Source organism: Sneathiella sp. (assembly GCF_036960985.1).
Lineage (GTDB): Bacteria > Pseudomonadota > Alphaproteobacteria > Sneathiellales > Sneathiellaceae > Sneathiella.
In genome coordinates, this window is sequence record NZ_JBALWD010000002.1 from 91,021 (window position 1) to 113,188 (window position 22,168).

The 22,168-nt window shown below is 47.5% G+C and carries 26 protein-coding genes and 1 tRNA gene; 19 read left to right on the forward strand and 8 right to left on the reverse strand.

Annotated elements, in window-relative coordinates; genetic code table 11:
• Window positions 1-117 precede the first annotated feature (117 nt).
• Window positions 118-846, forward strand: a complete 729-nt coding sequence (gene hutC, locus V7723_RS01490) for a histidine utilization repressor (RefSeq protein ID WP_335682644.1) — start codon at window positions 118-120, stop codon at window positions 844-846.
• A 44-nt stretch (window positions 847-890) separates the two neighbouring features.
• Here the strand turns inward: hutC and V7723_RS01495 are convergent, their stop codons facing one another.
• On the reverse strand, window positions 891-2,396 hold the full coding sequence (locus tag V7723_RS01495) for an AAA family ATPase (protein WP_335682645.1): 1,506 nt from the start codon (window positions 2,394-2,396) through the stop codon (window positions 891-893).
• Between the two features lie 294 nt (window positions 2,397-2,690).
• Here V7723_RS01495 and V7723_RS01500 point away from each other — a divergent pair, with 294 nt between their 5' ends.
• Window positions 2,691-3,224, forward strand: a complete 534-nt coding sequence (locus tag V7723_RS01500) for a glycine cleavage system protein R (protein WP_335682646.1) — start codon at window positions 2,691-2,693, stop codon at window positions 3,222-3,224.
• Here V7723_RS01500 and gcvA read toward each other — a convergent pair.
• A complete protein-coding gene (gene gcvA / locus V7723_RS01505) occupies window positions 3,221-4,156 on the reverse strand; it encodes a transcriptional regulator GcvA (protein WP_335682647.1) in 936 nt (311 codons plus the stop codon). The two genes, V7723_RS01500 and gcvA, sit on opposite strands and share 4 nt — an antisense overlap.
• 138 nt (window positions 4,157-4,294) lie before the next feature.
• Between gcvA and V7723_RS01510 the strand changes: the two genes are divergently transcribed.
• The gene (locus V7723_RS01510; protein WP_335682648.1) at window positions 4,295-4,465 is read left to right on the forward strand and encodes a hypothetical protein; all 171 of its coding nucleotides are present in this window, start codon (window positions 4,295-4,297) and stop codon (window positions 4,463-4,465) included.
• A gap of 128 nt (window positions 4,466-4,593) precedes the next feature.
• Entirely contained in the window at window positions 4,594-5,673 is a 1,080-nt protein-coding gene (locus V7723_RS01515; protein WP_335682649.1) for a DUF2855 family protein, read from the forward strand.
• An 18-nt stretch (window positions 5,674-5,691) separates the two neighbouring features.
• Here V7723_RS01515 and V7723_RS01520 read toward each other — a convergent pair whose 3' ends face one another.
• Window positions 5,692-6,834, reverse strand: coding sequence for a M14 family metallopeptidase (locus V7723_RS01520; RefSeq protein WP_335682650.1), 1,143 nt, complete (start codon window positions 6,832-6,834; stop codon window positions 5,692-5,694).
• A gap of 133 nt (window positions 6,835-6,967) precedes the next feature.
• On the opposite strand from V7723_RS01520, the gene V7723_RS01525 reads away from it, so the two are divergent.
• The 3 genes from V7723_RS01525 to V7723_RS01535 are packed head-to-tail and all read left to right on the forward strand — an operon-like array spanning window position 6,968 to window position 9,386.
• The gene (locus V7723_RS01525) at window positions 6,968-7,783 is read left to right on the forward strand and encodes an amidohydrolase family protein (protein WP_335682651.1); all 816 of its coding nucleotides are present in this window, start codon (window positions 6,968-6,970) and stop codon (window positions 7,781-7,783) included.
• Window positions 7,780-8,196 carry a hypothetical protein gene (locus V7723_RS01530; RefSeq protein ID WP_335682652.1) on the forward strand — a complete coding sequence of 139 codons (417 nt, stop codon included), beginning with the start codon at window positions 7,780-7,782 and terminating at the stop codon, window positions 8,194-8,196. Before V7723_RS01525 ends, V7723_RS01530 begins: the two co-directional genes overlap by 4 nt.
• Window positions 8,196-9,386 carry a cytochrome-c peroxidase gene (locus tag V7723_RS01535; RefSeq protein WP_335682653.1) on the forward strand — a complete coding sequence of 397 codons (1,191 nt, stop codon included), beginning with the start codon at window positions 8,196-8,198 and terminating at the stop codon, window positions 9,384-9,386. Before V7723_RS01530 ends, V7723_RS01535 begins: the two co-directional genes overlap by 1 nt.
• Before the next feature lie 41 nt (window positions 9,387-9,427).
• On the opposite strand, the gene V7723_RS01540 is transcribed toward V7723_RS01535, so the two are convergent.
• Window positions 9,428-9,589 (reverse strand): hypothetical protein, encoded by a 162-nt coding sequence (locus V7723_RS01540; protein ID WP_335682654.1) that lies wholly within the window; start codon window positions 9,587-9,589, stop codon window positions 9,428-9,430.
• A gap of 153 nt (window positions 9,590-9,742) precedes the next feature.
• The gene (locus V7723_RS01545) at window positions 9,743-10,126 is read right to left on the reverse strand and encodes an allophanate hydrolase-related protein (RefSeq protein ID WP_335682655.1); all 384 of its coding nucleotides are present in this window, start codon (window positions 10,124-10,126) and stop codon (window positions 9,743-9,745) included.
• Between the two features lie 101 nt (window positions 10,127-10,227).
• Here V7723_RS01545 and V7723_RS01550 point away from each other — a divergent pair, with 101 nt between their 5' ends.
• The gene (locus V7723_RS01550) at window positions 10,228-10,566 is read left to right on the forward strand and encodes a TfoX/Sxy family protein (protein WP_335682656.1); all 339 of its coding nucleotides are present in this window, start codon (window positions 10,228-10,230) and stop codon (window positions 10,564-10,566) included.
• A gap of 12 nt (window positions 10,567-10,578) precedes the next feature.
• Here the strand turns inward: V7723_RS01550 and V7723_RS01555 are convergent, their stop codons facing one another.
• Window positions 10,579-10,974: a type II toxin-antitoxin system MqsA family antitoxin gene (locus V7723_RS01555; RefSeq protein WP_335682657.1), complete on the reverse strand. Its 396-nt coding sequence runs from the start codon at window positions 10,972-10,974 to the stop codon at window positions 10,579-10,581.
• A gap of 242 nt (window positions 10,975-11,216) precedes the next feature.
• Here V7723_RS01555 and V7723_RS01560 point away from each other — a divergent pair, with 242 nt between their 5' ends.
• Window positions 11,217-12,164 carry a glutathione S-transferase family protein gene (locus V7723_RS01560; RefSeq protein ID WP_335682658.1) on the forward strand — a complete coding sequence of 316 codons (948 nt, stop codon included), beginning with the start codon at window positions 11,217-11,219 and terminating at the stop codon, window positions 12,162-12,164.
• A gap of 123 nt (window positions 12,165-12,287) precedes the next feature.
• The gene (locus V7723_RS01565; protein WP_335682659.1) at window positions 12,288-12,758 is read left to right on the forward strand and encodes a hypothetical protein; all 471 of its coding nucleotides are present in this window, start codon (window positions 12,288-12,290) and stop codon (window positions 12,756-12,758) included.
• A gap of 243 nt (window positions 12,759-13,001) precedes the next feature.
• Here V7723_RS01565 and V7723_RS01570 read toward each other — a convergent pair.
• Window positions 13,002-13,076: transfer RNA gene (locus V7723_RS01570), tRNA-Gly, on the reverse strand.
• 157 nt (window positions 13,077-13,233) lie between these two features.
• Between V7723_RS01570 and V7723_RS01575 the strand changes: the two genes are divergently transcribed.
• The 5 genes from V7723_RS01575 to V7723_RS01595 all read left to right on the forward strand — a co-directional run bounded on the left by V7723_RS01575 (window position 13,234) and on the right by V7723_RS01595 (window position 16,066).
• Window positions 13,234-13,734 carry a prolyl-tRNA synthetase associated domain-containing protein gene (locus V7723_RS01575; RefSeq protein ID WP_335682660.1) on the forward strand — a complete coding sequence of 167 codons (501 nt, stop codon included), beginning with the start codon at window positions 13,234-13,236 and terminating at the stop codon, window positions 13,732-13,734.
• A gap of 160 nt (window positions 13,735-13,894) precedes the next feature.
• A complete protein-coding gene (gene trxA / locus V7723_RS01580; protein WP_335682661.1) occupies window positions 13,895-14,800 on the forward strand; it encodes a thioredoxin in 906 nt (301 codons plus the stop codon).
• Window positions 14,797-15,456: an LON peptidase substrate-binding domain-containing protein gene (locus V7723_RS01585; RefSeq protein WP_335682662.1), complete on the forward strand. Its 660-nt coding sequence runs from the start codon at window positions 14,797-14,799 to the stop codon at window positions 15,454-15,456. Before trxA ends, V7723_RS01585 begins: the two co-directional genes overlap by 4 nt.
• A gap of 26 nt (window positions 15,457-15,482) precedes the next feature.
• Window positions 15,483-15,683, forward strand: a complete 201-nt coding sequence (locus V7723_RS01590) for a Trm112 family protein (RefSeq protein ID WP_335682663.1) — start codon at window positions 15,483-15,485, stop codon at window positions 15,681-15,683.
• Complete coding sequence (locus V7723_RS01595; protein WP_335682664.1) at window positions 15,683-16,066, forward strand: DUF971 domain-containing protein; 384 nt, start codon at window positions 15,683-15,685, stop codon at window positions 16,064-16,066. Before V7723_RS01590 ends, V7723_RS01595 begins: the two co-directional genes overlap by 1 nt.
• 5 nt (window positions 16,067-16,071) lie before the next feature.
• Here V7723_RS01595 and V7723_RS01600 read toward each other — a convergent pair whose 3' ends face one another.
• The gene (locus tag V7723_RS01600; protein ID WP_335682665.1) at window positions 16,072-17,301 is read right to left on the reverse strand and encodes an FAD-dependent monooxygenase; all 1,230 of its coding nucleotides are present in this window, start codon (window positions 17,299-17,301) and stop codon (window positions 16,072-16,074) included.
• Between the two features lie 59 nt (window positions 17,302-17,360).
• Between V7723_RS01600 and V7723_RS01605 the strand changes: the two genes are divergently transcribed.
• The 4 genes from V7723_RS01605 to V7723_RS01620 all read left to right on the forward strand — a co-directional run bounded on the left by V7723_RS01605 (window position 17,361) and on the right by V7723_RS01620 (window position 22,062).
• Window positions 17,361-18,728, forward strand: a complete 1,368-nt coding sequence (locus tag V7723_RS01605) for an amidase (protein WP_335682666.1) — start codon at window positions 17,361-17,363, stop codon at window positions 18,726-18,728.
• Window positions 18,729-18,931: 203 nt separating this feature from the next.
• Complete coding sequence (locus tag V7723_RS01610) at window positions 18,932-19,270, forward strand: P-II family nitrogen regulator (RefSeq protein ID WP_335682667.1); 339 nt, start codon at window positions 18,932-18,934, stop codon at window positions 19,268-19,270.
• Window positions 19,271-19,280: 10 nt separating this feature from the next.
• Complete coding sequence (locus tag V7723_RS01615) at window positions 19,281-20,606, forward strand: ammonium transporter (RefSeq protein ID WP_335682668.1); 1,326 nt, start codon at window positions 19,281-19,283, stop codon at window positions 20,604-20,606.
• Between the two features lie 226 nt (window positions 20,607-20,832).
• The gene (locus tag V7723_RS01620) at window positions 20,833-22,062 is read left to right on the forward strand and encodes an ammonium transporter (protein WP_335682669.1); all 1,230 of its coding nucleotides are present in this window, start codon (window positions 20,833-20,835) and stop codon (window positions 22,060-22,062) included.
• Window positions 22,063-22,168: the final 106 nt, after the last annotated feature.

A 22,168-nucleotide genomic window follows, 5' to 3' on the forward strand; every position in this document is an offset into this window, starting at 1 on the left:
TGGAATGAACGTTCAAGTATTAATTTTGAAAAAGGGCGTTTTAATTAGAAACCTGTTCACATCCCTCGTCAGGCAGGCGTCCTCTCCTTGATTTTAACAAACAAGGTAACTGCCCGAATGACAAAAAAAACACCTTTGCCCAAACCAGTTTCCTATGCGCCGCCTAAACCTTTGTATGAACGGGTTAAATCCCATGTATTGAAAAGAATATCGAGCGGTGAGTGGCCAGCTTACTGCCGGCTTCCCTCCGAGCATACTTTGGTCAAAGACATGGGAATATCAAGAATGACTATCCACCGTGCCCTTCGTGAACTGACGCAAGCAGGGTTCTTGGAACGCATTCAGGGTGTTGGAACTTTTGTCGCTTCACTAAAAACCGCGCCGAAAAACCTTGAACTTAAAGATATTGACCAGATAGTTCACTCTCGCGGATCCAAATATAGTTGTAAAATTCATTTCCTGCAGGCAGAACTCGCTGACGCCGATGCGGCCAAGCTAATTGCTGTGTCTGAAGGTGATCAGGTTTTTCGTTCGTACTTTGTACATTGTGAGAACGATGTTCCACTTATGCTTGAAGACAGGCACGTGAACGCGGCCTTATTTCCGGAATACCTTAGAATGGATTTTCATGATGCGACGGCAGAAAACTGCCTCAGCACCAGATTTGCTCTTTTGTCCCACGAACATAGTATTCAAGCGAAAATTTCCGACGCTGAAGTCTCTCACTTTCTGGCACTTGATACTGCGACCGCCTGCTTGGTGATCAATCGCCGTACTTGGTTCGGAGAGAGAATAGTATCGACCGCCAGAATGGTTTATCCCGGCAACCGATACCAATTGAACTGAACGATTTCGTGCTTTATAGCACAGGACAACAGTATTGTGCTTCGTTACACGGCTTCAGCTAAAGCATCGCGGGAGTCGTCAATCATCGGACTTTTAGCGGCTATCTTCTTGGCGCCTTTTGCGTTGCTAGTATAAAGGTTACGAAGGGCATCAACAACCAGTTGCTCATCAATATGTGGCTCAGTACCGCGGTATTTGCAAGCCGCAATAATCTGATCAATAATAAATTTAGGCTGATAGCAGGCTAAATCGAATTTGTTTTTGACTTGCAGTTCTTCAATGACAATTTCTAGAACTTTTTCTGTGATTTCAAGACCTCGAGCGTCCCCGACCATTTTGAAGATCTCGAAATACTGATCCCTTGACGGACCAATGGTTTCAAGCTTGTACGGAATACGCCGCAAAAAAGCCGGATCCATTAAGTCGTCAGGCGACAAGTTAGTCGAGAAAATTACCAGTTCGTCGAAGGGCAAAGAAAAGCTTTTGCCCGTATGCAGCTTAAGATAGTCAACCCGACTTTCAAGGGGAACAATCCAGCGATTGAGAAGGTCTTCAGGACTTACCAATTGGCGGCCAAAGTCATCAATAATGAAAGTACCATTGGATGCTTTCACGTGCAGCGGGGCTTCATAATATTTTGCATGGGCGTTAAAGCTCAAATCGAGCATTTCAAGTGTCAGTTCCCCGCCGGTAATGATAACCGGACGTTCGCAGGGAACCCAGCGACCGTCAAACTCTTCACGTCGCAACCCAGAACTCGCAGCTTTTTTCTGAGCGTCGCCTAAAATTGGCTTATGAATACTAGGGTCAAAGACCTTGATAATTTGACCGTCAACTTCGAAACAATATGGAATATAGATAACATTGGCGAAAATCTCCGCGACTTTCTCTGCCACGGTTGTTTTCCCGTTCCCCGGAGGGCCATAAAGTAGAATACTTTTACCGGCGTTGATTCCGGGGCCAAGACGGCGAACAAAGTCATCCGCGATCACCAGATTTTCAAAGCTTTCTTCGATTTTCGATTGCTCGACACGCTCGTTAGTAATTTTTTGCAAACTAATACGAGCCTGATAGGCTTGCAAGGAAACAGGTGCAGGTCCGACATATTGGTTCTGATCCAGAGACTCAATCGCGTAGCGCTTACCAGCTTCCGTCATAACATATCGGGTTTCCGAAAATGTAGATTGATCGGCAGTACCCAAGGATTCTAAAAACTTACGGTCGCCTGCTTCCTGAATAAGGCGGTTTACAACACCGATCGGAAGTTTAATGGCATTGGAAATTGACGACGCCGTATCCAAACTGTTCACATAAACAAGCTTGAAGAGGATGCGTAAAAGATTAGCGGAAGGTATCCCCGAATTTTCAATTGATTTAGGAGCTTGAGGTGCCTCATAGATGGCTCTATCAAGTTGTTCTTGGGTTAGCGCGCCAAGGGCAACAAGGTTTTCGCCAAGGCGGCCACCATTTTCTTTCTGCCGATGAAACGCAATTTTTATATCCTCAGGCGTTACTAAGTTTTGCGCCAATAAGATATCACCGATAAGCATCCATTATCTCCGTTTTTGTTCCCGACAGCGCATAATTCCTGCGAGAAATCATAGACAGCCTGTCTACAGCCAGAAAATTAGTAGGTTACTTTTTACGCTCCTTTCGTTAACGCATCGTTATAATCCAACAAAAAACCGCCAAATTTTCGGGATTTGCTCTTGAGCGTGGTTCCAAGGAAATACTCACGTTAATATCGGGGGTTTTCTTTTGGACGTGTTGCCGAATCCCAAATAAGAGATCATATTGCTAATCAGGCACGACATTTTGTGCGCCAGTAACTGACAGGAGAAACCATGGGAACATTCAAAGCGTTGCTGAAGGTCCATTCCAGCGATCGAGTTGGATTGATCTCTCTAGTTACAGGTTATCTATTTGATAGAAATATCAATTTGGGCGATACGTCATTTGCAATCCTCGATAAAAGTGGGGAATTTACAAGCATCATAGAGATTCCATCGGATTTGGCGGAAGATACATTGTCGGAAGAAATTAATTCACTGGAGGGATTGAGCGACGCCACCGTTCAGATTCAAAGACTTGATCTTGCAAATTTGAAGACGCCTCCAAAAGAAGTAACGCATCACATCCACTGTGAAGGCGAGGATCAACCCGGGTTACTGGCCCGCCTATCCGAAGTATTTATCGATTATGATGCCAATATTGTAGGTTTAAAATCAGATCAAGTTCAGACGAAGAACGGAAATATTTTTATCACTCATTTTTCTGTCAATATCCCGAAGTCGCGTACGAACTCCTGCCTTGCAGCCCTCGGTAATACAGCTGGCGAGCTTCGGCAAAATCTGACATCAGAACCGGCAGCCAATTAAACAGCAGGGCCGGCACCTATGATGTCAATATTCCCGTCGATTTCATCTTGTAACCATGTGCAGAAGGCTCGAATATTTTTGTCTTGCACTCGATTATTGAGAACGACAGCAAAGAAGGAAAAATCCGCCTTGATTTTTAAATCAAAGGGCGTGACCAATCGGCCCGCCTCCACATCATTTTGAGCTAGTATCCAGCGACCGAGGACCACCCCCGCGCCCGCCACGGCTGCGTCTAAAGCATGGTCGGCTATATTGAAATGCAGGCCACTTCTTTTAGGATCCACTTCGGGAGCCCCCGCCATCTCCAACCATTTTTTCCAATCGGCCAAATCAAATACGCCTAAATGAGTGTCGTCATGGATCAAAGTATGCTTTCCAAGATCCGACGGATGCTTCAAAGGGGTTTCACCTCCTGCTACTTGCGGGCTGCACATCGGGGTTACATATTCTTCGAATAATAATGTTGACTCACATCCTTCATATTCCCCCATGCCGAACCTAATGGAGACATCAATATCATCTCGTTGCATATCAACAACTTTCAGATTAGCTGAGATCCGAGCATCTATTTCGGGATGACGAAGCATAAAACGGTATAATCGTGGCGCAAGCCATTTTGCAGTAAATGCGGGCCCGGCAGAAATAACCAAGACATTATCCGTTTGTCGTCGATTGAGTTGTCGCAAAGCATTTTCAAATTCGATAAAGCCATCGCGAATGCCAGGCGCTAACAACTCACCCTCAACGGTTAACCTGACCGCACGATTGAGACGATCAAAAAGTTTTAAGTCCAGATGTTCTTCCAATTGCCTTATCTGATAGCTCAATGCCGATGGCGTTACGAAAAGCTCTTCGGCCGCCTTTTGAAAACTCATATGCCGAACAGCACAATCGAATGCCCTTAACGCATTTAGGGAAGGTAGTTTCTGCATTTTCTCACTTAAAAAAATTTAACCTGATAACTAATATAACTCGTTTGTAGATATTCCCACAACAGCCTAAATATGACTCACGAGATTTAGGAAACAGCTTTAAATATTGCGGCTTCCATTGGTTTGAAAGGAATTATTATGGCATACGGTATCTTAAACGATGAAAAGATCAAAACCCTGATCAACAATGCACATGTTGAGCGGTCAGAAATGTTTCACGCAATCATCAAAAATTCTTTTAGTGAAGTTAAAAATCTGATCCTGAAACCAATAACAGCATCACAGAAATATGCGACTGCTCATCACTAGTATTTCTTGAGCGCTACATTTTGAAGTCGGGAAAACGAATTTGGCTTTTGCAATTGACCTCAGCAATGTCTTTTGTCTTTATTGATATTAATTCTCTATAGATTTAGGCAAAGAGCTCAGGAAGTGAAATGCAGCTACTCCTCGTCGGCAAAAACGACATCAGTCAAATAAAAAGTGTGAATGCCTCCTCGCGGACCCTGAACGAAGGCGAAGTGCGGCTGCGGGTAGAAAGTTTTGCCCTGACAGCCAACAATATTACTTATGCTGTTACTGGCGATCTCATCGGATATTGGAAGTTTTTTCCTGTTTCTGAAGAAGGCTGGGGCATCGTGCCTGTTTGGGGGCATGCCGTTGTTATTGAGACTGAGTGCGAAGGAATAGACTTGGGAGAAAGGCTTTATGGTTATTTGCCGATGGCAGAAGAACTCGTTGTTCATCCCTCACGCATCCGACAAAATGCTTTTAAAGATGGTTCCGACCATCGTTCGCAATTACCAGCCGTGTATAATGAATATATCAGACTGAATAATTCAGAACATCACGACACGGGGTTGGAGGATCTTCAGTCAATCCTTTACCCGTTATACGCCACTTCTTACATGATCTATGACTACCTCATGGACAACAACTATTTTGGTGCAAAGCAAATTCTCATCGGTAGCGCGTCCAGCAAAACAGCCGTTGGACTGCTTCAGCTCCTGTCTGATGATGAAACTGTGGATCCAAAAATAATCGGTTTGACGTCCACTCGAAATCAAGATTTCGTTAAAAACCTAGGTGTTTGTGATCAAGTCATAACATATGAAAACATAGAACGAGAAACTGAGAAAATACCATCGGTTTACATAGATATGTCGGGCAATGCAGACGTGCGCGTATCGCTTCATACCCATCTGGATGCGCAACTTCTAGTCAGTTGTTCTGTCGGTGTAAGCCATTGGGACAAATTCCGCCCCACTAAAGAACTGCCCGGCGCAAAACCGCAAATGTTCTTTGCACCCGCACAAATTCAGAAGCGCCACGATGAGTGGGGACCCGGTGTCATACAAGGTAAAACACAGGCGGCGTGGCGAGATCTGGCAATCAAAAGTAAATCATGGCTCACTGTCAAGGAAGGCAAAAACCTAACTGATGGCATTGTCGCCTATAAAGAACTTATTGCTGGTGAAACCTTGCCAACAGAGGGCCACATCATACGAACAGGATAAAACGCTCAGCTTTAAGGGCTATTTCGTTGGGAGTGTAAGGCGATCATCCAGTTGGTGTAATACGTCAATTACAGAGGCCCCAAACTTCTTCGATCGCTCAGGTGACCATCCCCACAACTCGTTCGGTGTATCCGCCGTATCTTTAAACGGCATCTCCAGGGTCATGGCAAGGCATCCAAACGTTTCCGCGACATAATTTCCGCACATCGCTAGATTGCCTTTTCCTTTTGGTGCAGCTGGATATCCGTGCGTTGTTTGAAAATCAGGATTCACTTGTTGCCAAAGACGTTTAAAATCCGTCAGGAGCCTATCTTTCTCCGCTGTCCAGCTTGGTATACCTTGCGTGCCTGCGATAAAATTATATGGCAGCCCTTCATCTCCGTGAACATCCAGACAAAAATCAACACCCGTTGATTGCATCTTTTGGCGAACTAAATAAACTTCCGGGCTTTTGTTCATCTCCGGCTCAGACCACTCACGATTTAGGTTTGCACCTGCTGCATTCGTGCGCAAGTGGCCGCGACGACTACCATCGGGATTCATATTCGGGACAACATAGAAACAGATTTTCTCAAGCAATGCCCTGGACACGGCATCATCTTCATCTAGCAACCGCGATAGAAATCCTTCCATCCACCATTCTGCCATGGTTTCTCCAGGATGCTGGCGCGCGACTAACCAATAAGCTTTCTTTTCTGGTGCTGGCTCCCCGATCGTCAACAGATCCATATCCTGGCCATCCAGCGTTTCCCCCAGAACGCTCAAAAAGACATCCGGCGATTGCCCGGCATCTGCAATAAGATCTGAATGTCGTTCCATGGAATAGGGTGCGAAGTAAGCGTAATACACCGCGTTGACGTCAGGAGTATGACGAATGACAAGGTGACCGTTTTCATAAACCGTATCCACTCGGAACCAGTTTTCACGATCATAAGAGGCGACTGCCTGATAGCCTTCCCATCCTTTGACATAGGAAGCCTTATCCGCATTGGTAATTTTCATCACGCAGGGAAGCCCTTGTCCGCCTGTTAATCGAAAATAGAACCATTGGGAAAAATCTGCGGCTGAGTCTGTTTTAATCTGCAACTGAATATCGGATGCATCGGCACAAGTGTCGCAAAGTATATTGCCACCATCAAAACTACTGGAGATGCGTATCATTTGTGATTTCCCGAATAAAAGTAAGCCAAAGGCATAGACCTTTTGACAGGATCAGACATTTACCAGAATATTGAAAGACATAAAATGTTAAAAACACTGCTTTATCCGTCCGGCACTACGGGAGATATGCTAAATGTTCAAAATTTTTACCGCTCTGACTATTTTTGCTTTTGTCCCCCATATTGCTGCGGCGACCGAACAACTGGTCGATGTCCATATACATTACAGCCACGATGCATGGGATATGTTACCGCCCGATGATGCGGTGAAAGTTTTACGTGCCGCAGGACTAAATAAAGCGTTTGTCTCCAGCTCCAGTGATGATGGCACGCAAATGCTGTATGAAGCCGCGCCTGACCTCATCGTTCCCGTATTGCGCCCCTATCGCCGGCGCGGTGAGTTGGGAACCTGGTTTCGGGATGAAACGGTTATTGATATGCTAGAAAAAAGACTGGAAACAAATACCTACGCTGGTATCGGTGAATTCCATATCTTTGGTGAAGATGCAAATTTGCCGGTAATGCGCCGCGTTGTCGAACTCGCTGATCAGCACAAAATTTTCCTGCATGCGCATTCCGATGCGGAAGCGATCGAATTTTTGTTCGCGCAAAATCCAGATGCACGCATCCTATGGGCACATTCTGGTTTTGATGCGCCGGAAAAAGTCGGACGCATGTTAGCAAAATACCCAAACCTCACCGCTGACCTGGCGTTTAGGAGTGATCAAGCAAATAACGGACAAGTCGATGTGGAATGGCGACAATTATTTCTCGAATTTCCGGAGCGAATTATGCTTGGCACGGATACATACACGCCGGAACGCTGGTATTTTGTAGAAGATAACGCCAACTGGACGCGCGAATGGTTGAAAGACCTTCCGCCTGAAGTCGCTGTCAAAATTGCTCGGGAAAACGCTATCGCCTTGTCAAATTGGGCTTTAAAGAAATGAAACCCTTATTGCGCTTAGCCTGTATTACCGCGTCGTTGCTAGCGATAATGCCAATAGCCGCATTTGCCTGCCCGGCCCAGCCAGATCCGCCGTTCAAACAAATCGGCACGCAATCTTATGATGTTGCCTTGACGACAATTCCGGAAGAGATTGTCGTCGGCAAACCTTTTTCTGTTGATCTGTGGATTTGCGATAAGACAGGTTCTGCTTTTGAAGGCGAAATAATAGCGGGCGCCACGATGCCCCTGCACAAGCACGGAATGAACTATAAACCTAGTATAAGTTCTCTCGGAGATGGGAGATATCGTTTAGAAGGTTTCGTTTTCCATATGCAAGGCCAATGGCAATTCCTTTTCGATCTGAGAGAGGGCGGGCAATCAGAAACTGTTTCTCTGGATCACGTCCTAAAATAATGCGACGAGCTTCTCAGCATGCTGTCGTTCTTTTCGCATGGATTAGTATGTTGGGATCGGCCGCCGCCTCTGAACCTGTACCCACTTATGACGATGCGGAAATCTCGCGTATTCTAAGCCACGGTCCATGGCCCCCTGCCGCGCCCGCGGATCCATCTAACAAATTCTCAGGCGATGAAAATGCGATCAAGCTGGGTTACCAGTTATTTCATGATCAACGCTTGTCTCGAGGTAATGTTCTGGCTTGTGCCAGTTGTCATCAGCCTGACCGGTTATTTATGGACGGGGTGCCGCTTAACAGGGGCCATCAGCTTTTGGACCGACATACCCCAAGCTTGGCAAACCTGAGATGGGCAAATTGGTTCAGCTGGGACGGCGCCAATGATAATCTCTGGGCCCAGAGTATTCGCCCCATATTGACGCCTGCGGAAATGGACAGCTCCGCGGAGCACCTCAAAAAAGTGATAGTGAAAGACCCGGTACTTTCGTGCGGGTTCGCGAAAACCTTTAATACCGCCGCCATGAAAACCGATTCAGAAAAACTTTTAGTTCTGACGGGCAAGGCATTGGCCGCGTATCAGGAGACGCTAATTACAGAGCCGAGTTCATTCGATCATTTCGTTACGGCCTTACAGCAAAATGATCGCAAAGGAATGGCTGCATATCCGTTGGCTGCACAGCGCGGATTAAAAATATTCATCGGCGAAGGCCGATGTAATCTCTGTCACTTCGGTCCGCTCTTCACAAATGGCGAATTTGCAGATATCGGTATTCCTCATTTTATCGGCAAGGGAAAAGTAGATAAAGGACGGTTTGGTGGCATCGTAAAGCTCAACAATAGTCCCTATAATCTACTTGGTTCCTATTCCGATGGCTCAGAACTGGACGCTATTAGAACGCAACATATTAAGTCACAGTTTCGAAATTTTGGAGAGTTTAAAGTACCATCCCTTCGTAATGTCGCGGATACCAGCCCGTATATGCATAACGGAAGTTTAGCAACGTTAGAAGATGTGGTGGATCACTATTCAGAATTAAACGAAGACCGGCTACATTCAGAAGGTGAAAAAATTTTACGGCCTCTGAATTTATCGGTTCTAGAAAAAGAAGATCTTGTGTCGTTTTTACAAACGCTTTCTGCACCCATTATGGTGCGAGATCAGACCTTCTCGAAGATTAAGGATTGTTAGAAATAAAGATGATACTGAGGCAGGATCAGTATCAATTTTATTTACCCAAATTCGTTACCAGTAGTATCGAACCAAGAAAGCCCTTCATGTGCTTCCTCGGGGCATTCCATTGCAAATTCCAATTCCGGTTTATTTGCACCATGGTTATTACTTCCCTTGTCGTCCTGGGGAGCAACAAAATCATCTTCCGATATATTTTGCATTTTCTTAACTCCTTGTTTTTACGAGAACTTTTTCTTATAGTCACGAAAACGTTCCCATACGTTACTATGTGTGATCAAGAAATCAATTTACAAGGCCAATTTCGTAATTATTGTACCATTTCCGGCGGCTTCGCACGTAGGGTATATCGGGTTTCATAGAGGTCTGTCGCAATAATTTCGCCACCCTCCATACTCGGTTATTTCTTTTTGATCTGCACAGAGGGCCGCTTCGCCCAAAACGCCAAGAACCAGACGACCATCGACTAGTTTTACTTTGCCAATACAAAGACCAGGCGGTTCTTGCATTAATATATGGCTAATCCCGTTCACGGGAACTTCCCAGATCTCCAGTGCTATTTCCCGACCTTCCGTCTCGACGCGCTGCATAGCGGGATGGACGTCATTGATTGTCCATAGCCTGTATTCCGGTGCCGTCATGGTTTCTTCGACAAATTCAGCAGCAGCATCCAAAAGATTTTGATTGAGCTCCAGCCCCCTCATCAGCGTGCCGTTTACTGCTAACAAAATGGTATCCATAAAATTTCCTTCGTTACAAAACCGTCCGGTCATTGTAATCACGGAATTCAAAATCAACCATTGTTTAGTACTAGATAAGTTGTTTTGTGCTAATTTGCTATATGGCTGAACCCTATTATTCTGCTCTTCAACATCTGGCTGAAACGAACAAGTTGCTAACTAGCCGTTCGCAAGATTTGTCTTGTAAACATTTCTTTAGTGGTGCCGCAGCCTATATTGACAAGCACATTTTCCTGTCAATATCGCCAGTCGGGCTGGCCTTGAAGCTATCTGATGAAGATTGTACCGCACTCTTCGAATTGGGCGGAACCCAGCTCCGGTATTTTCCAAAAGCACCTGTCAAAAAAGGGTACGTCGTCTTGACTGAAAACATCGTCGAAGATGAGGAAGACTTAAATAGCTGGATAATGAGGAGCATTGCCTTCATTGAGGCCGGCTAATTTCCCTGCCGACTAACGTCGCAGCTCTACCATCAATTCTGGATATTTGGAGACCAGTCGAAGCAGATTATTCATCGGCTGTGAGATGGTTACTTTTCCGGTTTCATATTTTTGAAAAGCGTTGGGACCGCCGCCAAAAATCTGCCCGGCCCGGCGTTGCGACAGTTTCAAATTGACGCGTATTTCCTTGATATGATCGGGCGCCATGACGCCAAGGTAACTGGCCTTTAATTCGGCTTTGATTTTTGCGACCAAAACCCATGAGGATTCTTCAATCATTCCTTCACCGCAGTCCGAACTACTACAAAATAAACCCGGCAAATCGACAATCGTTTCCAGGTCTTTATATTCAATAGTATAACTACGCATTTGCGATTCAACTTCACTACCGCAGAGAAGGCATCCCATTTTTTTTCCTTACTAAATCAGAACAATAGAAGCAAAACTAAATTTGATAGGCAACAACCGTCGAAATGATTGCTGTTCAGCCTTTTTGAAAGAGAACTGTGGCACCATTATGGCGCCATGACACAAACTCATAAAAAAATTCGATTGGGGCCAATTAAAGCTGAATTTCTTATTTTCTGATTGCTTCTTGAACTACTTTACTAACCTATTCTCAATTGAGGTAATTTACTGGGAGTATGATTGTGGGACGGCTAATTGATGGAGAGTGGGTTGCCACGGGTGTAGATCCGCGAAAATCCAGTGGGAAATTTAACCGTACAGAAACCAAATTTCGAAATTGGATTCAAGCCGATTATTCTTCTGAATTTCCCGGAATGAAAAATCGATATCACCTATTTGTTTCCCACGCCTGCCCCTGGGCCCACCGAACAATGATTTTCCGCAAGCTATTGGGCCTTGAGGACTTCATATCAGTTACATATGTGGAACCGATGATGCTTGAAAATGGATGGCAAATTCGCGGGAATAGCCCCGTCGAGGAGGCTAAATTCATGTATCATGTGTATCTGGCTGCGGATCCTCAATACTCGGGGCAAGCAAGTGTTCCCGTTCTTTGGGACAAACAGAAAGCGACCATTGTTTCAAATGAGTCCTCTGAAATTATTCGAATGCTCAATGACGGTTTCAAAGATATAGCCACCACCTATTGCGATTTTTATCCTGAGGCACATCGTGACGAAATTGATGCCATTAATGATCGGATTTATCACACATTGAATAATGGGGTATATAAATGTGGTTTTGCCCGCCAGCCGGAACCTTACGGCGAAAGCTTCGATTTACTTTTCGGCACGTTGGACTGGCTGGAAGAAAAATTATCCCATCAGCGCTATCTGTTACCGTCCGGCATCTGTGAAGCAGATTGGCGGCTCTTTACAACTCTCGTCAGATTTGACGCTGTCTATCATGGACATTTTAAATGCAATCTACGCCGATTGATCGATTACCCAAACCTGTCGAACTATTTGCGCGACCTGTACCAAATTCCGGGGATCGCTGACACTGTCGAAATTGAGGAGATCAAGACGCATTATTATGGCAGCCATGACTACGTCAATCCGTCCCGTATCGTGCCAAAAGGGCCGCTACTTGACTTTATGGCGCCTCACAACCGTTCTCGGATCCTATAGCAGGGCATAGTCCGATTTGTCACGAAACAGTGACAGGCTGTGACCCCTATTTTCATTGACCCGCCTCACGCTCGATGAAAATATTTTCTACACATCACGTCAACAACAAGTGAGGAGCGCAAAATGGCAAGTCCGGCAGAAAACACGGATGCTCATCGGCATCGAGATGGCGCTGCGTTGCTAATATTGCGGCTGGGATTGTCCTGGTTTTTGTTTGTCTGGGCGGTCAATAAAATTATTGAGCCCGGACAGTATGTTAGAATCTGGGGGTATTTTCACGGAATTGATATCGGCGCAAACCTTCCTTATTTTATGGGGAGTGCGCAAATTTTGATCTGCGTGCTGGCAGCACTCGGCCTCTGGCGTTTCTGGTCCTATGGCCTGTTGTTCATCATGCATCTCGTGACCGTTATCGTAATTTTCCAAAGCCTGATCGCACCCTTCGTCATAGAAGATAATTTTCCCGTCAATCGGAATGCTTCAATCGCATTGGCCGCCCTCGCCGGCTTCGCGGCCTTGTGGCTTTTACGTCATCGGGATCATTGGTCGCTTGATGAATGGCTCGCTAAAAGACGCTCTTCGTCGGGCAATTGATATTCGGAAATAAAAATGATTTCAGGAACTCTCTTTGTTTCTCGTTAAACGGGTATATTATATATAAATGTTTCACGTGAAACATGTGCCCAGCTGGCGGATCATTGTGACGGGAGGTCGTGTGGACCGTTCTGAGATAGAAAAAATCGTGCGATTCAGCCCGGGCGAAATTCGCATTTTGGGCCTGAATGGTATCAATATCGGAATAGCATCACGATAAATAATTACATTTATTGAGAAAATTGGAGCGGGCGATGAGATTCGAACTCACGACCCTAACCTTGGCAAGGTTATGCTCTACCCCTGAGCTACGCCCGCTCGAGCGTGCAACATATGTTGCGAGGCGGGATAATACGTAAATGGTTCCTGAATGCAAGCGCGTTTTACAAAAAACATGCTATTTCCAATTTCTTTATTTGCTTAACGGCAATTGCCCGCTATTTTCCGTCCCTTTCCAAGTATGAAAGAGAATGCGATGCCGGCGACTTCTGAGGATATATTTGCAAGATTAAACCAACTGGGAATCAAATTTGAAACCCATCAGCATAATCCGGTTTTTACAGTCGAAGAAGCGCAAGCCGTAAATCGGGACTTATCAGGTGGCCACAGCAAAAACCTTTTCCTAAAAGACAAAAACGGGGATTTGTATCTTTTAGTGTGCCTGGAGAACACTGCGGTAAATCTCAAGTCTTTCCGTAAGCTGGTCGGCGCCAAAAACCTGAGTTTCGGAAAACCAGAACTTTTAAAGGAGACCCTCGGAATTGAACCGGGATCTGTGACCCCCTTCTCTTTGATCAACGACCTCGATCAAAAAGTCACTGTCGTGCTGGAAGAGCGGATGATGGAAATGGAAATGTTAAATTTTCATCCGCTTATCAACAGCATGACAACCCAAATATCTTCGCAGGATTTAAGCATGTTTATTTCAGACTGCGGCCATGCCCCCCTGATCGTTAATTTGGACAGTTCAGAATAGACAAAAACACCCTGCGGCTTGATTGACCGAGAAACATGCCTAAATCCTTCCTATGGCGCTCTTAACAAACGCGGCCAGAGATGCTATTGCCTTGTTTGTGATTGTCACCGATCATTCTTCTACTCGTTTGAAAAACACTCTATTTTGGTATATTAATTCTATGGAAACGTTACTCGACGAAAACACTGCTTCCGGTAATAACTGGGTCAAAGACGGCTCGGCACAAACCTTTGCTCAGGATGTTATTGACGCCAGTCAAGAGAAGTTGGTTATTGTAGATTTGTGGGCGCCCTGGTGCGGGCCCTGTAAGCAGCTCGGGCCGATGATCGAGAAGGTTGTCCAGGACGCCAAGGGGGCAGTGGAGTTAGTAAAAATTGACATAGACCAGCACCCTCAAATCGCTCAAAGCTTGCAGGTAAAATCTATTCCCGCAGTTTTCGCCTTTAAAGACGGGCGCCCTGTAGATGGTTTCATGGGCGCTGTCCCTGAAAGTCAGATAAAAGAGTTCGTTGAGAAACATGCCGGACCCATCGGCCCGTCTCCGATTGAAGCCGCTTTTGAATCCGGTACCGCGGCACTTGAAGAAGGCAATACTGAAATTGCCCTGACAGCATTTGTCAAAATTCTCGACTTGGACCCCGATCATATTGAAGCAAAAGCCCAGCTGGCGCGGGTGTATATCCAGCTCGGAGAGATTGACGCTGCAAAGGAATTGATTGCAGCTATCGAACCAAACGATCAGAAATCGGCAGTAGTCTCAGCTGCATTGGCCGCTATTTCATTGGCGGAAAATGCCGTCGACGCTGAAGATATTGCACCGCTTCGCCAGAAAGTTGAGGCAGCGCCAGAGAATCTCGAAGCCCGTTTTGAGCTTGCGCAAGCCCTTTTGGGTGGCGGAGAGAATGAAGCTGGCGGGTTGGAGCTAATGGAAATTATTCGGCGAGATCGCGATTGGAATGAAGCAGCTGGCCGTGTAGAGCTCCTCAAATTGCTAGAAGTTCTGGGGCCAACAGACCCGCTGACAAAGACTTTTCGGCGGCAACTCTCCGCTATTTTATTCTCATGACTGAAACGAGCGCCATGACCGGTTTGGAAGAACTCCCCTCGGTTCTACCAATTTTCCCGCTAACTGGCGCGCTTTTACTCACAACGGGTCAACTTCCGTTGAATATTTTCGAACCGCGTTACTTGGCGATGGTCAATGACGCGATGGAAACCCACCGTTTGGTCGGTATGATACAACCCCGAGACCCTGAATCTTCTCTTCTGGAACCAGAAATTTATGCTATCGGCTGCGCCGGAAAGATCTGTGAATATGCGGAACTTCCAAATGGCATGCTGCGCATTACACTAGAAGGCGTTTGCCGGTTTCGAGTTTTGGAAGAATTGGATGTCAGCACACCGTATCGACAAGTTCATGCAGATTTTGCGACATATAGACGAGACCGGACCGAAGTGCACAGCCAACAAATTGACCGCGATGCGCTGCATGAAGCCTTACATCATTTTTTAGAGTTCGAGAATGATGCAAAAGACTGGCAAGCCCTTGATCATCTTGAAGATGACAGCCTGATTAACACGCTGTCGATGATTTGCCCCTTTTCACCAGCTGAAAAACAAGCTCTTCTGGAAGCTGAAGACATTTCCTCCCGGTCCAAGCTGTTAATCAGTCTTCTGCAAATGATGTTGCAGCATGACCAAATGCACAACACAGTGCAATAATTCGAATTCCTGAAAGAGAAAGCCGCATGGCAGACAAAGATATACCCACCGTCGATCCCAAACTTTTGGAAATTCTGGTGTGTCCGCTAACGAAACAAACCCTTTCATACGATCGGCAGACAAATGAACTGGTCAGCGAAAAAGCCGGCCTCGCCTATCCGATCCGTAATGGGATTCCGATTATGCTGGTAGAAGAAGCCCGTCAGCTTGACGGAGAAAACAGTTGATGACGGGCGACGTATATGACGATGCCGGTCGGCCGAAGCCAATTGAAATCAAGCTGAAAAAAGAAGAAAAGCAGTTACTGGTCTCTTTCGCCGATGGCCATGCCTTTCAGTTTCCCGCCGAGTTGTTGCGGGTTGAAAGTCCGTCAGCTGAAGTACAAGGCCACAGCCCAACCCAAAAGCAGATTGTCTCGGGGCGTCGCCATGTCGGGATAATGGGGCTGGAACCCGTCGGAAATTACGCCATTCGTATCAAGTTTGACGATCTTCATGATACCGGGCTTTTTTCCTGGTCCTATCTTTATGAAATGGGATTACAGCAGGAAACGGTTTGGGAAGCTTATCTTGAAAACCTTTCCAGCAATGGCTTGAGCCGCGATCCGTAACGACCCTACAAAGGTTTTCCCTGCAACATTCTGGGCAACTTTCCAACAGTACCGCGGGCATGTTCCATAAAAAAGCCTTTGAGTTTGGGCATTTTATTCACTGCAGCCAGCCCAATGTCCCGGGAAAGTCGGACAACCGGTATGTCGGATCCAAATAATTTATTCAGGCCGTCTGTTATTGCCAACAAAGCAATACTGTCAAAGCGGCGCCAACGTTGATAATCCTCAAGGACTGTCGACCCACCGATATCGAGACCCAGGCGAGAGGCATCAATAACCACTTGTGCCAGCGCGGCGACATCTCGCAATCCAAGATTAAGTCCCTGACCAGCAATTGGATGCATGCCGTGCGCGGCGTCTCCGATCAGAGCTAGCCGTTCAGCTGTATATTGCTCCGACTGATGTAGTGCGAGCGGATAACTCCACCGCGGGCCGACAACTTCCAATGCGCCTAAATAGTCACCAAACCGCGCCGCCATTTCTGCTTGAAATTCGTCATCAGGCAACGCCATGATTTGCTTGGCCCGCACCGTTTCCTCCGTCCATACCAGAGACGATCGATTACCCGTCATTGGTAGAATGGCGAAAGGGCCTGGATTAAGAAATCTTTCCTGAGCAACGCCTTGATGAGGCAATTCATGGGCAACAGTACATACGATGCCAGATTGGTTGTAGGACCAGCCCACCGTCTTGATGCCCGCAAGCTCGCGCAATGGCGACATTCGCCCATCGGCGGCGACGACCAGCCGGGCGGAAATAGTCTCTCCGGACGCCAATGACGCCGTGGCGCCAGATGAGTGTCGGTCGATAGAAAGATACTCTGCCGGCGCCAATATTCTCAAATTCTCTAGTTCTGCAGCCCGCCGCGACATGGCCACCCTCAAATACCGGTTTTCCACCATATGACCGAAGGGCTCGTCACCAAGCTGTTGATGATCGTAATGCAGAAAACACTTTGACGGACCATCGGTTATCCGAATATCCAGCATCGGCTGTTTTTCTTCAATATGATCCCAGATTCCGGCGGATCGAAACAAATTGCGCGATGCATGAGCGATCGCGGAAACGCGCCCGTCGAAATCCGGTGACAAAAGCGTCTCCGGCACCAGCCGTTCCAACACGACGACATCAAGACCGGCCGCCGCTAAAGATATGGCCAGAGGCAGACCATTCAAGCCACCACCCACAACCAAAACATCTGCGCTAATCTCTTTTTGTTTCCCGGTATTACTCATGACAGTATTTAATTTCCGATCATATTGTGTCTCTTTGTATATAGGGGTAGTCTCCTCAAATGACAAAATCTTGGCACGAAATGACAGCCCTGGAACTCGGGCATCTTATAGGGGAATGCGCAATCGATCCAATTGATCTTGCGCAATATTTTTACGATCGCATCGAGAAAGCCGATCCCGAGAAGCGCATTTATGTGCGCTTGACGAAGGAGCGTGCTTTTGCCGAAGCAACAGCCGCTTCTGAACGTGCTAAAAACGGCACGCGCCGGGGACCGTTGGATGGGGTTTCTATATCCTGGAAAGATCTGTTTGATACGGCAGGTGTCGCGACAGAGGCAGGGGCCCCGTTATTGGAAGGCAGGACACCAACTGAGGATGCAGAATGCCTGAAACGGGCAACAAGAGCCGGGCTTGTTTGCCTGGGCAAAACCAATATGCCGGATATCGCGTTCTCTGGCATTGGCGTGAATGCCTGGACGGGGACCGGACCAAATCCACATGACAAAACCGTTGATCGTGTTCCAGGCGGATCCTCCGCAGGCGCCGCTCTTTCCGTCGCGCAAGGCCTCGCCGCCGCGGGTATTGGTTCTGACACGGCAGGGTCCGTCCGGATTCCTGCATCCTGGTGCGGTATTACCGGCCTTAAAGTCACTCATGATGTCATTTCACTGGAAGGTGTTGTCCCGCTTTGTTATTCGCAGGACACCATTGGACCGCTCACAAAGGATGTCGCCGACGCAAATGCATTATATGCCGTTCTTTCCGGTGAGCCCGCTGCCGACTTGAAGGGTGTGTCTTTGCAAGGTGTTCGTATTTTACGGGCAACATCGCAATTTGATGCTTTGACAGACCCAACAATCATGGCCAAATTCAAAGAAGGCCTTGCTTTACTCGAAGCCGCCGGCGCAGAAGTAACCGAAGGGCCGGTACAGGCATTCGACGACGTCATAGCTCTGTCGACGAAGCATGGAAGCCCCGCAGCCATTGAAGCCTGCATGATGTATGGCGAGCGACTTCACGCAAATCCGGAGGGAATGTACGCACCGATTACGCAGCGCATTCTCGCGGCCGAGGAATACTCCGCAGTCGGCGTAACAGCGCTGTTTGACGGAATGAAGCGACTCGAAAAAGAATATCTTAAGCAGACGGCAGGATATGATCTTGTCGTCGGTCCAACGCAACCACAACACCCCCCGGAAATTGCGCCGCTTCTTAACAATGTGGAAGCGTATCTTGCGGCAACGATCATGTCTATTAGCCTCACAAGGCTTGGAAATCTCCTTAAGCTTTGTGCGACAACCCTGCCCTGCGGTAAGCTGGATGGACTCCCCGTTGGCATGATGCTGATGGCCCCCGCACATCAGGAAGGCAAGCTTTTACGCCTCAGTGCGGCCGCGGAGAAGGCCCTTCAACCCATAAATGCTTAAATATTAGTCATCATAAGATAAGTGATTATTAATTAAGCATATTTACGGGCGTTTTCGCGCCTCTCAATCTCACCATTTCTCCAACCTATTGATATTTAACACTTAAATAGCCACGCATTTTGTTGGCACAGCTCTTGTATTCATATCTCTGAAATCTAGGGCGATCGTCCTTTGATCACAACAAGCCGCAGAGGTTAAAAATCATGAAGCTGGTTATGGCTGTAATTAAACCCTTCAAGCTGGATGAGGTGCGCGATGCCCTCACGTCCATTGGTGTTGAGGGGCTGACCGCATCCGAAGTTAAAGGATATGGTCGCCAAAAAGGACATACCGAAATTTATAGAGGCGCCGAATATGCGGTCTCCTTTCTTCCAAAAATCAAACTCGAAGTGGCTGTAAAATCCGAACTGGTTGAACAAACGGTCGAGGCCATCGCCAGCGCCGCAAAAACCGGTCAGATCGGCGACGGGAAAATCTTTGTCTACGACTTAAATAATGTCGTCCGCATTCGCACGGGCGAAGCTGACGCTGACGCGCTCTAGGAGAATTTTCATGCGTAATATACGAACTTTAAAAACCGCGATCGTCGCCTTTGCCGCTTTCATGGCGCTGGGCGCAGCACCTGCCCTTGCAGCTGTTGATCCAGAGACGGCATATGTCCTCAATACTTTTTCCTTTCTTGTGAACGGCGCTTTGGTGATGTGGATGGCGGCTGGGTTTGCCATGCTGGAAAGCGGCCTTGTACGGTCCAAGAACACGGCAACCATTTGCCTGAAGAACATTGCACTCTATTCCATCGCCGGACTGACCTTTTACCTTATTGGCTATAATCTGATGTATCTGGATGTAACCGGATATATCGGTAGTTTCAGTCCCTTTTGGGGAGCCGATGATGCGGCTGCCCTAGAAGGAACCTTTGAAGAAGGTGGCTATTCAGCATCATCTGACTGGTTCTTCCAGATGGTTTTTGTGGCCACAGCGGCCTCCATCGTCTCAGGCGCCCTCGCCGAGCGGGTCAAGCTCTGGTCTTTCCTTGCTTTCGTTGTTCTGCTCACGGCCATTATCTATCCAATTCAGGGTTCCTGGGTATGGGGCGGCGGCTGGCTGGCAGAAATGGGCTTTTCAGATTATGCCGGATCCACACTGGTTCATTCCGTCGGTGGCTGGGCAGCATTGTCGGGCGCGATCATCCTTGGTGCCCGAAAAGGCAAATATGCCGCTGATGGCCGGGTACAGCCTATTCCCGGGGCAAACCTCCCCCTTGCTACTCTCGGAACTTTCGTGCTGTGGCTCGGATGGTTCGGTTTCAATGGCGGATCTGTCCTGGCTCTGGGGTCGGCTGCCAGTGCCATCGAGATGTCGAATGTTTTCGCCAATACAAACATGGCCGCCGCAGGTGGCGTCATCGCTGCCATGATCCTCACGCAAATTCTGTATAAAAAAGTCGACCTGACCATGGCTCTCAACGGTGCCATCGCCGGATTGGTTTCCATTACAGCAGAACCTGCTGATCCATCCATGGGCCTGGCGGTCCTGATCGGTGCGGTTGGCGGTATCATCGTTGTGCTGGCTGTTCCCTTTCTTGACAAGCTCAAGATTGACGATGTCGTCGGCGCCATTCCAGCGCATTTATTCGCAGGCATCTGGGGAACACTTGCTGTTGTCATTTCTGATCCTGATGCGACCCTTGTCACCCAGCTTACGGGTGTTGTCGCCATTGGTATTTTTGCCCTTGTCCTCAGCACTGTTTTCTGGCTCATCCTAAAATTCACCATCGGCATCCGCGTTGATGAAGAAGATGAAGTGATGGGTCTTGATAAAGCCGAGCTGGGCCTCGAAGCATATCCGGAGTTTGGTAGAGGATCACAAACCCTGTAACATTTTATTCGATCCGTTGTTTCGCACTAAATTTGTGCAAGCACCCCCTAATGCTCAAAATTTGATCACTTGAATGATTAGATTTTGGGCATTTTTTGGTAATTACAGGTGATTTGGTCTGTAATATCGCTGAAAACTTAGGCAAATCACGTTTGGCATGCTCCTTGATAAGGTACAGGTAATCCGCGCCTCAACGCGGCGACAATTATGAGGGAGAAATAACCAAATGTCCGAAGGTATTACGGGCTCTGATGTCCTGTTTGTTCTAATGGGAGCAATCATGGTTTTTGCCATGCATGCCGGATTTGCCTTTCTGGAAGTCGGCACGGTGCAGCGCAAAAATCAGGTCAATGCATTGGTCAAAATTCTGGTGGATTTTGGCATCTCCACAGTCAGTTATTTCATCATTGGGTATACAGTCGCTTATGGTGTTGATTTCTTTGTCAGCGCTGCCGTGCTTTCCGGCACAGCTGAAGCCGAAGGTTATGCCTTCGCCAGCAATGGATACGACCTCGTAAAATTCTTCTTCTTGTTGACCTTTGCCGCAGCGATTCCGGCCATCATTTCCGGCGGAATTGCCGAACGGGCAAAATTTTGGCCTCAGCTTTTTGCGACAGCAATTCTGACGGCCCTGATCTACCCCTTCTTCGAAGGTATCATCTGGAATGGAAATTTTGGCCTGCAAGATTTGATAGCGGATACTTTCGGGGTTGGTTTCCATGACTTCGCCGGATCAATTGTTGTCCATGCGGTTGGCGGTTGGATTGCTCTTGGGGCTGTATTGCTCCTTGGCGCTCGTCGTGGACGATATCGGAAAGACGGCCGGGTTGTCGGCATTCCCCCCTCAAACATTCCGTTCCTGGCGCTTGGATCCTGGATCCTGTGTATTGGCTGGTTCGGCTTTAACGTCATGAGTGCCCAATCCATCGGCGGTATTTCAGGCTTGGTCGCCATGAACTCCCTGCTCGCCATGGTGGGCGGCATAATCGCCGCTCTTCTAGTCGGAAAAAACGATCCAGGCTTTGTCCATAACGGCGCGCTGGCGGGGCTTGTCGCTGTTTGCGCCGGGTCCGACATCATGCATCCAATCGGCGCCCTTGCCACTGGCGGCATTGCCGGCACTCTTTTCGTGTTTGCCTTCACTTTATGCCAAAACAAGCTGAAAATTGATGATGTTCTGGGCGTTTGGCCGCTGCACGGTATTTGCGGTCTTTGGGGCGGGATCGCCGCCGGTATTTTCGGCTTGGAAGCCCTCGGCGGCCTGGGCGGAGTAAGTTTCATGGCGCAGCTTGTTGTTAGTCTGATTGGCTGTGCCTACGCTCTCGCTGCCGGATTTGTTGTCTACGGCCTGTTAAAAGCCAGCATGGGCATTCGCCTCACCGACGAGGAAGAATTTATTGGCGCAGACCTCAGCATCCACAAAATTGGGGCGTATCCAGAAGAGGATCTTCGTTAATCAGTCCGATTTCCGGCGATCATAGTGGTATAAAAACACAGGCTGCCTTTTTATGACCTTCGGCGCGGCGAAGCCGCTTGTGCCGAAGGGACTAATTATCTAAGTT